This window comes from Paenibacillus harenae DSM 16969, assembly GCF_000422465.1.
Lineage (GTDB): Bacteria > Bacillota > Bacilli > Paenibacillales > Paenibacillaceae > Pristimantibacillus > Pristimantibacillus harenae.
In genome coordinates, this window is record NZ_AULV01000024.1 from 25,392 (window position 1) to 38,787 (window position 13,396).

At 47.4% G+C, this 13,396-nt stretch carries 24 protein-coding genes; 22 read left to right on the forward strand and 2 right to left on the reverse strand.

Annotated elements, in window-relative coordinates; genetic code table 11:
- Positions 1-100 precede the first annotated feature (100 nt).
- Both H581_RS37000 and H581_RS0109105 read right to left on the reverse strand, forming a co-directional pair.
- Positions 101-340 carry a helix-turn-helix domain-containing protein gene (locus tag H581_RS37000; protein ID WP_084134512.1) on the reverse strand — a complete coding sequence of 80 codons (240 nt, stop codon included), beginning with the start codon at positions 338-340 and terminating at the stop codon, positions 101-103.
- Between the two features lie 218 nt (positions 341-558).
- The gene (locus tag H581_RS0109105; protein ID WP_028609746.1) at positions 559-924 is read right to left on the reverse strand and encodes a helix-turn-helix domain-containing protein; all 366 of its coding nucleotides are present in this window, start codon (positions 922-924) and stop codon (positions 559-561) included.
- A gap of 422 nt (positions 925-1,346) precedes the next feature.
- On the opposite strand from H581_RS0109105, the gene H581_RS0109110 reads away from it, so the two are divergent.
- The 22 genes from H581_RS0109110 to H581_RS39280 all read left to right on the forward strand — a co-directional run bounded on the left by H581_RS0109110 (position 1,347) and on the right by H581_RS39280 (position 13,322).
- Positions 1,347-1,598 (forward strand): hypothetical protein, encoded by a 252-nt coding sequence (locus tag H581_RS0109110; RefSeq protein ID WP_028609747.1) that lies wholly within the window; start codon positions 1,347-1,349, stop codon positions 1,596-1,598.
- Complete coding sequence (locus H581_RS0109115) at positions 1,565-1,900, forward strand: type II toxin-antitoxin system PemK/MazF family toxin (protein ID WP_028609748.1); 336 nt, start codon at positions 1,565-1,567, stop codon at positions 1,898-1,900. Before H581_RS0109110 ends, H581_RS0109115 begins: the two co-directional genes overlap by 34 nt.
- A complete protein-coding gene (locus tag H581_RS0109120) occupies positions 1,897-2,160 on the forward strand; it encodes a helix-turn-helix transcriptional regulator (RefSeq protein ID WP_051250602.1) in 264 nt (87 codons plus the stop codon). The genes H581_RS0109115 and H581_RS0109120 overlap by 4 nt, the downstream gene beginning before the upstream one ends.
- Positions 2,157-3,677: an ATP-binding protein gene (locus H581_RS0109125; protein WP_028609750.1), complete on the forward strand. Its 1,521-nt coding sequence runs from the start codon at positions 2,157-2,159 to the stop codon at positions 3,675-3,677. The genes H581_RS0109120 and H581_RS0109125 overlap by 4 nt, the downstream gene beginning before the upstream one ends.
- Positions 3,677-3,868: a hypothetical protein gene (locus H581_RS0109130; RefSeq protein ID WP_028609751.1), complete on the forward strand. Its 192-nt coding sequence runs from the start codon at positions 3,677-3,679 to the stop codon at positions 3,866-3,868. Before H581_RS0109125 ends, H581_RS0109130 begins: the two co-directional genes overlap by 1 nt.
- Entirely contained in the window at positions 3,869-4,810 is a 942-nt protein-coding gene (locus tag H581_RS0109135; RefSeq protein ID WP_028609752.1) for a RecT family recombinase, read from the forward strand.
- A gap of 12 nt (positions 4,811-4,822) precedes the next feature.
- Positions 4,823-5,566: an MBL fold metallo-hydrolase gene (locus H581_RS0109140; RefSeq protein ID WP_028609753.1), complete on the forward strand. Its 744-nt coding sequence runs from the start codon at positions 4,823-4,825 to the stop codon at positions 5,564-5,566.
- Positions 5,567-6,166, forward strand: a complete 600-nt coding sequence (locus H581_RS0109145; protein ID WP_028609754.1) for a hypothetical protein — start codon at positions 5,567-5,569, stop codon at positions 6,164-6,166.
- 170 nt (positions 6,167-6,336) lie between these two features.
- Positions 6,337-7,200 carry a hypothetical protein gene (locus H581_RS36330; protein ID WP_051250604.1) on the forward strand — a complete coding sequence of 288 codons (864 nt, stop codon included), beginning with the start codon at positions 6,337-6,339 and terminating at the stop codon, positions 7,198-7,200.
- On the forward strand, positions 7,130-7,456 hold the full coding sequence (locus tag H581_RS0109155; protein ID WP_028609755.1) for a replicative helicase loader/inhibitor: 327 nt from the start codon (positions 7,130-7,132) through the stop codon (positions 7,454-7,456). Before H581_RS36330 ends, H581_RS0109155 begins: the two co-directional genes overlap by 71 nt.
- Entirely contained in the window at positions 7,453-8,775 is a 1,323-nt protein-coding gene (locus H581_RS0109160) for a replicative DNA helicase (RefSeq protein ID WP_028609756.1), read from the forward strand. The genes H581_RS0109155 and H581_RS0109160 overlap by 4 nt, the downstream gene beginning before the upstream one ends.
- Positions 8,756-8,947 carry a hypothetical protein gene (locus H581_RS0109165; protein ID WP_028609757.1) on the forward strand — a complete coding sequence of 64 codons (192 nt, stop codon included), beginning with the start codon at positions 8,756-8,758 and terminating at the stop codon, positions 8,945-8,947. Before H581_RS0109160 ends, H581_RS0109165 begins: the two co-directional genes overlap by 20 nt.
- Positions 8,944-9,117: a hypothetical protein gene (locus tag H581_RS38315; RefSeq protein ID WP_169507484.1), complete on the forward strand. Its 174-nt coding sequence runs from the start codon at positions 8,944-8,946 to the stop codon at positions 9,115-9,117. Before H581_RS0109165 ends, H581_RS38315 begins: the two co-directional genes overlap by 4 nt.
- A gap of 157 nt (positions 9,118-9,274) precedes the next feature.
- Entirely contained in the window at positions 9,275-9,472 is a 198-nt protein-coding gene (locus H581_RS0109175; protein ID WP_028609758.1) for a hypothetical protein, read from the forward strand.
- The gene (locus H581_RS33495; protein ID WP_036718247.1) at positions 9,469-10,089 is read left to right on the forward strand and encodes a RuvC family protein; all 621 of its coding nucleotides are present in this window, start codon (positions 9,469-9,471) and stop codon (positions 10,087-10,089) included. The genes H581_RS0109175 and H581_RS33495 overlap by 4 nt, the downstream gene beginning before the upstream one ends.
- A 152-nt stretch (positions 10,090-10,241) precedes the next feature.
- Positions 10,242-10,406 carry a hypothetical protein gene (locus H581_RS37785; protein ID WP_156889537.1) on the forward strand — a complete coding sequence of 55 codons (165 nt, stop codon included), beginning with the start codon at positions 10,242-10,244 and terminating at the stop codon, positions 10,404-10,406.
- Positions 10,403-11,098: a sigma-70 family RNA polymerase sigma factor gene (locus H581_RS0109190; protein WP_028609759.1), complete on the forward strand. Its 696-nt coding sequence runs from the start codon at positions 10,403-10,405 to the stop codon at positions 11,096-11,098. Before H581_RS37785 ends, H581_RS0109190 begins: the two co-directional genes overlap by 4 nt.
- A gap of 184 nt (positions 11,099-11,282) precedes the next feature.
- A complete protein-coding gene (locus tag H581_RS0109195) occupies positions 11,283-11,618 on the forward strand; it encodes a nucleoside triphosphate pyrophosphohydrolase family protein (RefSeq protein WP_028609760.1) in 336 nt (111 codons plus the stop codon).
- Positions 11,618-12,064, forward strand: a complete 447-nt coding sequence (locus H581_RS39615) for an XF1762 family protein (RefSeq protein ID WP_028609761.1) — start codon at positions 11,618-11,620, stop codon at positions 12,062-12,064. Before H581_RS0109195 ends, H581_RS39615 begins: the two co-directional genes overlap by 1 nt.
- A 21-nt stretch (positions 12,065-12,085) precedes the next feature.
- Positions 12,086-12,490 (forward strand): hypothetical protein, encoded by a 405-nt coding sequence (locus tag H581_RS0109205; RefSeq protein ID WP_028609762.1) that lies wholly within the window; start codon positions 12,086-12,088, stop codon positions 12,488-12,490.
- 168 nt (positions 12,491-12,658) lie between these two features.
- Positions 12,659-13,111 carry an ArpU family phage packaging/lysis transcriptional regulator gene (locus H581_RS0109215; protein ID WP_028609763.1) on the forward strand — a complete coding sequence of 151 codons (453 nt, stop codon included), beginning with the start codon at positions 12,659-12,661 and terminating at the stop codon, positions 13,109-13,111.
- Between the two features lie 82 nt (positions 13,112-13,193).
- Positions 13,194-13,322 (forward strand): hypothetical protein, encoded by a 129-nt coding sequence (locus H581_RS39280; RefSeq protein ID WP_281169525.1) that lies wholly within the window; start codon positions 13,194-13,196, stop codon positions 13,320-13,322.
- Positions 13,323-13,396: the final 74 nt, after the last annotated feature.

A 13,396-nucleotide genomic window follows, 5' to 3' on the forward strand; every position in this document is an offset into this window, starting at 1 on the left:
AGGGGAATGCCGATAGTATTAAAAAGAGGTCGAAAGGAAGGGTAAAAACGATACTTATTTCGTGAACGTATAAGTTCCTAAAATCTCCGGGGGAGCGCGGTCAAATCCGCGTTCGCCTGCTTTCGCTGGCTTCGAGTTTCCAATGGTAAAGCTGTTCCATACGTATGTCTAAGATTGTTGCAGCAGTATACATGGCTTCCGCACTCATCGGCCTTTCATCATTGCACCAATAAGAAATCATGCGGGTTGACCAGCCTGTACGCCGGGAAAGCTCGGCTTGTGTGATTCCTCGTTTCTTTAACCAGTATCGCAGCAGGCACTCCCCACGGGAGAAGTGCACTTGTCGAAATCACCACTTTTCTTGTCGACTGTTGTCGGTTAATTTATCACCGGTGTTCGTACTCTGTTCGTATTTTTTATGGTATAATTTTCTCATAAAACTAATCATCATGACGATATAAGGGGGACTTTTTATTCAGCGAATCATCATTGACCTAAACACTTTGGCCGAGATTGATGAAAATGAACTTAACGAAATTAGAAACGGGATAGCGCCGCTTAACCCTTCATTTGACGATTGGTCCGAAGAACCGCTATAGCGAAGCGAGCTTCTTCTTCTGTTAGCGTTTTGCCATCGAGAACAAGTGTAAATTGTTTCAGAATTTCTCCATCCGATAATTCGAGCTTCTTCAAAAACTCTGACTCTGGCCGGTCGGAGTTTTCGCTTTTTCCAAGAAGGTAATCCGACGAAACTCCGAATACATCCGCAAACTTTTTCAGCGTTTCACTAGGAATATTCTTATTCAATCCTCTTTCGTAATTCGAAATATTAGCGCGCGTCATGCCCATTCTCTCCGCTAAATCATCCTGACTCCATCCCCGCTTAGTCCTTAGTTCCTTAATCATTTTCTCTATATTATTCATTGATAAATACCGCCTTTCATTCACATTCTATTAATTTATTATCGAAATTACGAAATTAGTACTTGCGCGATAGATGGTTTCCATGTTAAATTGTGGTTACCCCAAAACAAGGTGGTGATTGATGGTAAAAACTTTGAATCAGATTCTTCATTCCGCTGCAACGGTTTGAAGGATGATGCAGTTAACGGATGCCTATTATGTTGTCCAGATTTCATTGCATAATGTTTTATTGACACTTTTATTTTCTTCTGTATTTGTTTCATAAGTGTTAGTTTTGCTCACAAGTTGTATTATAAACCGCAACTATCACTTTCGCAAGCTTATTTTTCATTTTATTTCCATTTGACAGAATGGAACTATTTAGCATGCCCTTAATGAAAGCAATTATTTCGAAACACACAATTTCGTAAAGAGGTGAAACCATGAAAGCGACAGTCGATTTATCTCATGAATTGGACGAGCAAGAAGCCGACATGATCCGTTCTCTTATACACATTGAACGCAATGCCGGTGCCGTATCACATTTGAACGATCTTCATAAATTCCGCTTGAGCGGGTTGGTTTCGGCTGCAGCGGTTAACTGGCTTGAAATCGAAATAGGTGAGCTGGAACGCGACATTGTTAGAGGGAGGTTGAACGGATGCTGCGTGGACAAGTCTGGATTGCTGAATTAGGGGAAAGCCGGGGTTGCGAACAAGCAGGCGCGCGGCCGGTATTAATCATCCAGAACGACACAGGAAACAAGTTTTCACCGACAGTCATTGTCGCGGCTATCACAGACGCTAAGAAGCGGTACATGCCCACACACGTTAACATCGGGACTCACGGCAGGATGATGAAGCCCTCGGTAATCTTATTGGAGCAAATTCGCACTATTGATAAATCGAAGGTTGATAAGTATGTCTGCACACTTCCGGACGCAGTAATGAAGGAAGTCGAGAAAAAATTGCTCATTAGCTTGGGAATAGAGCTATGAACGAACCTATCTTAGAAGGCGAGGAAAAAAACGTGATGAAAATCAAGGTTAAAGACACCAACGAACTAAATAAAATGATCGTCAAGAAGGGTTTCAATAAAACTGAGTTCGGCAATGAAATTGATTTGTCTCATTCAATGACAAATCAGATCACTAACGGGAAAAGTCAACCATCACCTAAAACCGCGAAACGCATTTGCGAAGTGCTCGAATGCGCTTGGGAAGAAATCTTCACTTTCGAAAGTGAGGATGAAAAATGAACATCACATTCAATGAAATCGTGCTGAAGAACTTCAAAAGCCATAAAGATTTGACGGTCGTGCTTCACCCGCTGAACCGCATCTTGGGAACGAACGGAGCCGGTAAATCATCCATAGGTGAAGCTGTCACCTGGGCGCTGTACGGCGTTGATACAATGGGTAACACATTGATCAAGGCGCTATCGCCGGAGCCTACAAATTACGAATTCGACCGCGTTGAAGTGCATCTTCTCATGACGGTTGACATGAAGCAAATCCGCATAAGCCGCATGATCGAGAAGGGCAAAGCCGTCTTTTACATCAATGACGATCCGAAAACGGCAACGGCATTCAAAGAGATTATCGAATCATTGTTCGATAAAAACATGTTCCTTTCATTGTTCAATCCGATTTACTTCTTTACTCAGAAGCAGGAGGAACAACGGGCGCAGCTGCTTCAATATGTACCGCATCCGACGAGCGCCGAAGTTCTCGAAAAGCTCAAGAAGCTTCATTCTGACACGCTGGGGCCACTGCTTAAAAAGAAGGCATTGCCGGACCTTGAAGCGCATCACAAAGACAACAAGAACCGCAAAGACAAAGAGCTTATTGCCGCGAAAGAGCGCGTCAAGACGCTGAAGGAGCAAGCCGGCACGAAAGAACTGAGCAATCAAGAGTATATGGATTTAAGGCTGGCGCTCGAAAACGCGAACGAATCCATCAAGGCAGCGGAAGCGCAAGAAGCAGAAGCCCGCGCCGTCAATGAAAAGGCGTATAAGCTGAATATGGTGCTTGAAGGCATCAAACGGGAAGCGAACGAACTTGCGGGCAAATACAAAGCCCTGAAGGGTGAACCGATTGGGGAGACGTGCGACAAGTGCGGCCAGAAATTGGACGAGCATACGGTTGATGCTGTCAAGTACTCCATTGGGCAAGAACTATCCGCAATCAAATCCCGGCATTCTGAATTGCTTGCAAAGTATGACGCTATGAAAGCCGAATCGAAAGGACTTGTAGTGGTCGAAGTTGAACCGCATCAAACGGCGCAGCTGCGAGAGCTCCGGGAGATTTTAACGAATCAGATTCGGGAAGCGGACGAACGCGGCAAGCTGTCCGGCTTGATCTTTGAAGCAGAGAACACCGTCGAAGCAATTGAAACCAGCTTCAAAGATTCGGTTTTGATCCTGGAAGCAATCAAAGCTTTCAAGGCTGCAGAATCCGAATTGATGGCCGGTAAAATCGCGGACCTCTTCCCGACATTGACACTTGAGCTCTACCAAGAGAACAAGGGGGACGGCGAGCGGAAGCCATTCTTTGAAGTTTACCAGGACGGCAAGCCATTCCGGAAGCTTTCCCAAGCTGAAAGTGTGAAGGCCGGTCTTGAATTGGTGGACGTATTGAGCAATCAAAGCGGGATCGTTGCGCCGGTGTTCATCGACGGAGCGGAAAGCATTATCACATATAAAGCGCCAGCGGGCCAACTCATTGAGTGCCGCGTTGCGGATCAACCACTAACCATTATGGAGGTAGAAATTTAATGAAACCACAAACCTATATTTGCACAGTATCGGACGTTGCAAGCGGCCTTATTGAAGGTAGAAAGGTAATTCCTTATTACGAGGATTCTTATGAAATCATCTTGTCGCTTGGTGGTTCTGTTGACCATCATATCCGCAAAGGTAGCGAGTACTTCGCCAAACACTTACAACCAATCGGAGGTAACAAATAAATGACAAAACAAATCGCAGCAGTAAACACTCAGGCACTTGTCGGCAGCTTCACACAAACCGAATTGGAAACATTGAAAGGTACAATCGCAAGAGGAACAAGCGATGAGCAGTTCGCGCTATTTGTTCAGACTTGCGCCAGCTCCGGCCTTAATCCATTCCTTAATCAAATCTATTGCATCACGTACAACGGCAAAAACGGGCCGGTCATGAGCATTCAAATAGCTGTCGAGGGAATCGTCGCACTCGCGAAAAAGAACCCAAATTACAAGGGGTTCATTGCTTCCGAAGTCAAGGAGAATGACGAATTCGAAATTGATGTTGTGACGGGCGAACCACTCCACAAAATCAAGACGCTTGTTCGCGGCAAGACAATCGGAGCCTATTGCGTTGCCTACCGCACGGACGCCCCGAACATCGCGGTTATTATCACGAATGACCAAGTGGACCATTTATTGAAAGGCCGCAATGGTGACATGTGGAAAGACTTCTACGACGACATGATCGTGAAGCACGCAATCAAGCGGGCGTTCAAACGTCAATTCGGTATTGAGGTAGCGGAGAACGAAGCAGACCACGGCGAGACAGCGGCGAACACCGCGCCATATGAGCGGCGGGACATCACAGCTGATGTCGACACCGAAAGAATGAGACTTGAGCCTGAACAGTTGGCAGAGTACGACGCAAATAAGATGAAGGAAATAGAAAGTGAAGCAGTAACCACGGCAGCCTCACAAGTTAATGAGATGGTGATTGTTCAAGGCGAGATTGTCCGGGCCTTCCGCACTTTGGGAGTGACGAAAAAAGAAGATCAGACAGCCGAAATAGCCATGCGGTTCCCACCAAAGAAAGACAAGCACACGCTTGCTGAATTGAAAGGAATCTTGAAAACCTTGCAGCTGGAAGTTGATGAAATGAATGACGGTCTTGATCCAATCGAATAGGGGTTGTTGCTAATGAACGTTAAGGTTCTAGCTTCCGGATCGGAAGGAAACTGCGTCTGGATCGGCAACGACAAGACCGGCATTCTGATTGACGCGGGGTTGCCCAAAACGAAGATCGAGAAAATCTTGCTTGATAACGACATCGACCCGACGAAGCTTGACGCGGTGTTCATCACTCACGAACACAAGGATCATTGCCAAGGGCTCGCGTTTGCGGATAAGTACAAGATTCCGATCTACGCCAGCGAAGGGACGCTCAAGGGACTTGGGCGCCTGGACACCGGCAAGATAGTCAAGGCCAGCGGTGGCAACATCTTCGACGCCCTGCGGATGTCATTCGTCATGGTCGAAGCCTTCAAGGTTCATCACAACGCAGCGGAGCCGCTTGGATACACGGTCAACGGGAACGGCATGAAAGTCTCCGTCATGATGGACACCGGTCGCGTCACGGATGAAATGATTCACGCCATGCGATGGAGTGACGTTTACGTGTTCGAGTGCAACCATGACGAGGATATGGTTATTGACGGACCTTACCATGACTCGTTAAAGCAACGGGTGTTGCGGGATCACATGTCAAATAACGACGCCGCAGAAGCACTTGCAAAGCTCATTAGAGGGCAGGGCGAGCGCATTTTTTTGACCCACATGAGCAGCACGAACAACATGCCAGCGCTGGCGCTTGGGACGGTCAAACGGGCATTGAAAGCAAAAGGATTTATTGCAGGACAACATTATCAATTGGAGGTCATTTGAATGGGACGTTTATCAAAAGATTTACTGGATCAAATTCGCAAAAGCCCGCCTACGTATTGGTTAGGATCGCGAGGAATCACCCTATTTGAACACATCGACGCAATCGAGATTGAGCTTAAACTCACCAAAGAGGACGAGAAAGAAGCCGTCCGCAAGTACGGTCAAGCAATGAAAGACATCGACCGGCTGACGGAGAACGTCGCGCAGCTGCAGCGGGAGAATAAACGGTTGATGGATGAAGTAGACGAAGCCCGCGAGCCGATAAAGGTTGTGTTGCCGAAGGAAGTGGTTGAAGCCATCGAATATTATTTTTCGCTTAATGGTGTTAATAAATTCGACGTGTTATTGCGGATCGAAAGATCAGCGGATACGATAGCGACTGTTGCTAGGGCTATCCTTCACAAGAAACATGGCATCGATTGGGAAGAGGTTCTAATGTCCGCTCTCATAAACGGCTACACCGTCGAGAAGTCGAAAGAAGATCGGCTGCGGGATGGCATTGCTGAAATCATCACCGCACAATACCCATTCACGGCCGACAAAGATATAGCAGCCAATGTAATTGACTTTGTAACCAAGTTCAACGCCGAAAACACATGAGTAAAACCGCGAATCAAATTTCCGTATCAGGTGAAATGATCAACCTTCACAAATGCGACAATTGCGAATGCATCTTGGATGGACCTGGATATTACTACTGGCAGGATAAGGATTTTACTTTGTGCCTGCTCTGCATTGTCGATTTAGCGAGAAAAACGAGGTGTTAAACTATGCGGGGCTACATCAAAGACCATCGCCAGGAACTTGTGAGCGACATATGGAAAATGCCCCCGCTGTATCACCGAGTTTGGCAATGGCTTAAATACAAGGTCAATTATGAGGATGCCGTCATACCTTTTGCCGATGGTTCGAAGCTAACGATCAACGCCGGGCAGCACCTTACATCTATCCGGAAAATCGCGGCCGGTGTTGGATGGTACGAGCGGGGATTGTGGAAAGAACCCAATCCAAAAACCATATCCGAGGTGCTGAAATGGCTCGAAAATGACGGCATGATTACTGTCGATGGAGGTAACAGCAAATATACGCTCATAACCCTAGTAAATTGGCGGTTTTTTCAGCAAGACGAGCTAACCAAAGTAACAGTGAGTGCATACAAAGAAAAAGAATTAAGAACTAAAGAATTAAAAGAATTAAGTTCTTTAAAAGATATGTCTGAAATGGAGGTTCAGAATCCAATGCAAATCTTAAACCCGAAATTAACGTTTGAAGAATTCTATGCTGCTTATCCAAGGAAAGTATCAAGACAACCAGCTTCTAAAGCTTGGGATAAATTAGAGAAACAAAAAGACTTCGATCCGGCCATGATCATTCGAAACACATTCAACTATGCTGAGACTTGCAAACTGCTCGGAACACAGCCGAACTTCATTCTTCATCCTTCAACCTATTTAAACCAAAAGCGTTATGAGGATTATGCAACGGTTGACCCGGAAGGGCTGGCGAAAGGGAAGCCCAATAAGCAAATGGACGTCTTAGCTAATTTCTACAAGGAGGGTGCAGATGAAGAAACAGGAAACGGCGCAATTTCTGGCGGTAGTCAAAACGGCGTTCCCGCACTTCGAAATAACTGAACCGGTCGTTCACTTGTGGCATGAATATTTAGAGCCAATTCCTTTCGACCAAGCAAAGAAGAACTTGCAGGAGCATATCCGGTCGAATCGCTTCCCGCCTACTATAGCCGACATTGTGCGGCTGGAACCAAATAGCACGCTGCACATTGACCAGCTGCGGCTTGAAACGGCTGAACGGTTCGCGCTAATGGACGAATGGGAGCGTAACGCGGTTCCCATACCGGAATGGATCGGGGAAAAGTGGGGTAAGAAATGAACGCCCTGCACGAAGCCGAAACAGCGCTCCTGGGCGCATTGATTCAAGAACCCGAACTCATAGACGAATTGTTCATTCAACCGCATGAGATGGTTGCAGACGAACGGCACGGCCTTATCCTTGAAACGCTCAAGTACAACTATGAGGAAGACGGCACGATTGATTTCGTCATGATGGCGCAACGGTCCGGCAAGAATCTCGGCAAGATCGGTGGCGTCTCGTACTTGTATCAGCTTTCCTCTTCAGTCACAAGCGCTAACCACTTTGACCATTATCAAGCCATCATTCGAAACGGATATATACAGCGAGAAACGGCAACGGCAATGGAGAGTATGGCGGCAGCGGCGAGGATGGAAGGGACCGACGTAAAAGAGCAGATTGCAAAGGCGCGGGCCCGGCTCGAAGAACTTGACGAAATGGCAGCGGTCGGCAGTGACTACGGTCTACGAAAGATGTCCGACACGCTTGAAGGTCACACGGCGGTCATTAAGGAACGAGCGACAAAGAAAGGTATGACCGGCGCAAAGACGATCAGCCGGGAAGTTGACCGCATGACCGGAGGGCACCAGCGCGAGGACTACGAAATCATTGCAGCAAGGCCGTCAATGGGCAAGACTGCGGCAATGGTATGCGATGCGATCCGGACGGCGACAGGTGGCGGCGTCGCTGCTGCAATCTTCTCAGCCGAAATGAAAGAGATCCAAATCACGGAGCGCGTCATATGTGCCCTTGCTAACCTGGATAGTACACGGATGCGCTCCGGACTGTTCGATGATGATGATTGGACGCGGTACAGCATAGCACGCGACGAGCTGGACCGGTTGCCGATCTACATCACAGACAAACCGGATATGACCGTTCAATTCATCCGCAGCGAAGTAAAGAAGCTCAAGAAGAAGCATGACACGATTGTTGTCTATGTGGACTATATCCAAATCATAAGCGGCGGCAGAAAGTTCAACAGCAAGCGCGAGGAAGTCGAATATGTTTCGCGGCAGCTCAAGCTTATGGCCCGTCAGCTCGGTGTGACCGTCGTCGCCTTATCGCAGCTCAGTAGGAAGGTCGAGGAAAGGCAGGACAAACGGCCGATGATGTCCGACCTGGGCGAATCCGGAGCAATCGAGCGCGACGCCGACATTATTACTTTCCTGTACCGGGATGATTACTACAACAAGGAAAGCGAGAAGAAAAACATCGTTGAATTGATCATTGCCAAAGGACGCAACGTAGGAACGGGCACCGTGGAGATGGCATTCATGAAGCAGGTCGGCAAGTTTGTTGACCTGGATAGGGGGCATCATGGCAAAGGCGCTGCCTGACCGGATCGAAACCTATGAGCAGTACGAGGAATTGCTTGCCCGGCTTGTTGATGGAGCCAAGAAGCTTAGCAACCCGCTGCTTGATGATGATGTTCGTGAAAAGATGATGGCCGTATATGACCGCATTGATGGGCTGCTCGGAGACTATAGCGAGAGGGTGTATAGACAATGAAGGATGGTATCGTTTTGTTCTACAATATGGGCGGCATACTTTATCCGGTTGCGCTGACTCAAGAACAACAGCAAATCCTTGAAATGACTGCGAGCTTATTTTCACCAATTACGATTGTTAAAGATAAGCCGCTGGGCAAAGTTATCAATCTGCTAGAGAAGAAGGGTTAAGCGGTGAAACGCGCTCCCAAGCAAGAAAAGCACGACCCGCTTTTCAGCCTTACACCTTGGGAAATCATCTATGACGATGAAAAACGGGTTATCGGTGAAGTGTACAAGCCGCCGACTGAATATTTAATAGACGGATTATGGAGAGGGGTAAAGCGGAATGCACGAATTAAAGATTTATCTTAAAAGCGGTCAAGTGTTGACGGTGATTTGCAAAGAGTTTAAATTCACTTTCGACCGTTCGAATGGTGAATATATTGGGTACGAAGTGAAAGGTGTTCAAGAGTTCGGTTATGTAGGGATCAACCCGCGCCAAATAGCAGCATATACTTCAATCGATTTGGGGGTTGAGTCATGAAGCGATACGTTGGGATCGACCCGAGCACAACAACGGGATTCGTCGCTATGGACGAGCAAGGCAATGTTCTGCGGCAGAAGGATTTAACGGGAGTGGGCAACGCGGACCCGATGCGGATCACAACGCTGATTAGTGAAATCATGGATCATATTCATCCTGGCGATGTGGTTTGCATCGAATCTCCTGCGACTCACGCGAAAGGTCAAGGCGTCGGCTTTATGTGGGGATTGGCTTACGGCATCCGGGGCGCTCTGTTCCGCAGAGGAATCAAATATTATGACGTGGCACCGACAGCACTCAAGAAGTTCTGCGACGCTTCCCGGCATCGGTTTGATGCAGAAGGCAATAAGCTGGATAGCAAAGCCGCTGTTGCTGATGGGGTTTATGAGCACTTCGGATATACGCATCCAAGCAATAACGTAATTGATGCTTACGTCCTGGCGCAGATCGCCTATGCAATTGCAACGCCTGATGAATTAGGCCGCGAAGATTATCAAACCGAAGTAATTGAAACGGTTTTGAAGCCTGCACATGAAAAGAAGGCAGAAAAAGCAGCAGCCAATAAAAAGAAGAAAGCGAGAGCCGCCGCAAAAGCTGCTCAAGGCGTTTTGTTATGACTTCAAGGTAACTGACACTTTCGAAAGCATCAATCAACAGCTAGGCGGTACCGTGTTGACGTTCCGGGAGTTCCGGCGACTAGTTGGAACCCCGGAAGTGAGGAACGCTCAAACGGCCTTCTAGGAGCCTTAAACGATGTGGAGGGGTTGAAATGAACATGAGCCGAGCGTCAAACGCTCAATTGAACGAAATTATCCATCATAGTCGGGTCGCAACGCTGGCCGACAAAGCAGCAGCAAGGAACGAGCAGTTCCGCAGGAGCCGGAAGCGCAGCGGTAAGGTAACGAAGCATGAGAAGGAGGTGGGGAAGCGGTGACGTTTCCAGCGGAAAAGGAATATCTGATTCATGAAAATATCGGCATTGTCAAAAAGTTGGCTGGCAAGATGGCCCGCAACATTCGGGATAGCGCAATTGATTTTGACGATTTAATGCAGTCCGGCAGTATGGGCCTTATGCACGCAGCTATGAATTATGTGCCGAATGAAAAGACCAAGTTTTCCAGCTACGCACACCATTGCGTCAATGGTTACATGATCCGACAGATAAACAGGATTTCGCCCATTTACGTACCGGTTAACATTAAGCATCTTGCTGGCAGGATCGTTAAGCATGGATTGCAGGGCGAAACGGCCGAGGTAGTATCAAATCTGTTGGAAGCTCCGTTGGACACGACGCAAAAAGCTATGCACTACTTGAGCTATCGGGTTGTTTCGGCCGAAAAAGCGAACAAGACAAACCGTGGATCAATGACTTCTGACGAGGAATTGACCCTCATGAATATGTTTTCGGTCGAAGATGATCATTCAAGCATGTTTCTGGATGATTTCCTAAAGTATCTCAAGCCGCAGCAAAAGGACGTTTTATATTACCTTATGAAAGATTTATCATTGCGCGAAATAGCCGGTGCCTACGGAATTTCATATCAGAGGGTAGGTCAAATCAAAAAGGAAATCGAGAAGCGGTACGCGTTTTATAAGAGCCGCGAAGAATGGCATGAAAGACCATAGCCCGCGACGCCGCATGAAGGCTCTGCCGCAGCCGAAGAAGGACGAGAGGGAAAAGGCGAATAGTGATGTTACTGTTCGCGCCATGACCCCGGAGGAAAGGGAACGGATGGAGCAGTTAAAGGCTTATGAGAAACCGACCGTTATCAATTTCAAGAAAAATTATAAAACAAAAAGGATGATGGACATGTCAATTAATCAATTAGTAAAGTCGGCGCATGAAAATGCAGTTAATAAGGGCTGGTGGGAAGAGGATCGGAGTTTTGGTGAGCTGATTGCCCTCATGCACTCCGAGCTTTCTGAAGCGCTGGAATTTTACCGGGAAGGCGCGCCGATCAATGAGCTACTTTATACAGGCATTAGCGGGTTGAAGCCGGACGGAATTCCTGCCGAGCTGGCAGATGTTGTTATCCGGGTGTTTGACACTTGCGGGCGTTATGGCATCGACCTGGAAGCCGCAATAACTGAAAAGATGGCCTACAATGCAACGCGGCCGCAGCGACACGGCGGGAAGGTTATCTAATGCTAGAGATTCAACCGACGACATACGCGGAAGCATGCGAATTTGTGAAGCAATTCCACCGGCACCATTTACCGCCCCAGGGCCATAAATTCAGCATAGCAATAGCGGATAAAGAAAAGGTAGTCGGGGTAATTATGGTGGGGCGTCCTGTTGCTCGCTCTTACGATAATGGCAGAACGCTTGAAGTCACCCGATGTTGTACAGATGGAACTAAAAACGCGCCGTCAAAGCTTTATGCGGCCGCATGGCAAGCCGCGCGAGCAATGGGATACAGAAGGTTGATCACTTACACACTCGCTCAAGAGCCTGGAACAAGCCTTCGGGCGGTCGGATGGAAGTCTTTACACCAAACTAAAGGCGGTTCATGGAATTGTCCGACAAGGCCGCGAATCGACAAACACCCAACAGGACAAAAAACCTTATGGGAGATCGAAAACCAAAACTAATTTATAAGGGGATATGACCATATGAAAATCACGATCAAAGCGAACTTTAACAAGCAAACGAAGGACAGCAAAAAGGAACTTGTTCAGTTCATCGTCAAGGGTGAAGATGAGAAACGGCCAGAACTAAGTTCATTGACTCGCGAAGTTGTTCTTTTGAGTATTGAAGGGCTTAATGTTGAATTGAAAGCCGCGTTTGAAAAAACGACGAAAGACAGCACGAAAACGACGCTGGACTTCATTGTTAAAGGCGATAGCTCCGCAGCGCAGACGTTCGAGTTTTACAAGCTGGCAGGTTCGGATGTTGAATTGACCATTGCCGCCGCTCAAATGAGCATGGAAGAGTTCAAGCAGGTCAGCTTCGATGATGAGCAAGAGGAAGAAGAGGACGAGGACCAAGCAGCTTTAGAGCTTGAAACACTCGAATGAAGCGCAGCCGCTGGAATTGGAAGTTCATCGGTTTTTGGGCGGCCGCGTTCCTTTCCTGCATGACATTCTGGACAGGCGTTATTCTTCTTATGTCAATTCTAATTAAGTGAATCATACGCGCTCCGGCTCCGGCTGGGGCGCTCCCAAAACAGGGGTGATAAGGTGCAAATGAAGTTAGATTTCGAATTGCCGGAGCTCGACAGGAAGAAAACGCAGCGAGCGGTTGAAAGTGCGCTCGATAAATATCGGATTTGCAAGTATTTGACGCACGAAGAAAGGGAAGCGAGCATTACGGCCGGATACAATGAACGATTCCACGGTCCGACGAACACCACAAGCGACCAAACGGCGCAGATTGCCATACACAATGTAGACGCCCCGGCAGAACGAAAGGCATTCTGTGAACGGGTCGAGCGGGCCGTGCGGCGCCTGCATCCGAAAGAAAGACTTCTTATCGAGCAACGTTATATGCGGGAAGATTACGAGGGCGAGTATATGAACGATATGAAGGTGTATTCTTTCATCTTCAACCCGCCTATAAGCCCGGTTACTTACGACAAGATCAGATGGAAAGCATTTTACAAGCTCGCGCTTGATTTGAACGTTGAGGTTAAAAAATAAGTAGGGGGCGGTTGAAATTTCTAAGGTTGTCCAGACGAAGCGCCAGCATACACATGAAGAGAGGACAAAAGGGGGTTTGTCGGTGGATAAGAAGCCATTAAATTTCCCGCCTGATGTTGACGAACTAATTCATGAGTTATACGCAATTGCAGTCATGAGAGCAGCAGAACAGGGAATTAGTTTGGATGATGAAGATGATACCGAAGAATGAGAAAAAGGGAGCCATAACGGTTCCCTTTTTTGTGTTTAATTATTTTCATACAGATGGTGTTATGTTTTGCCGAA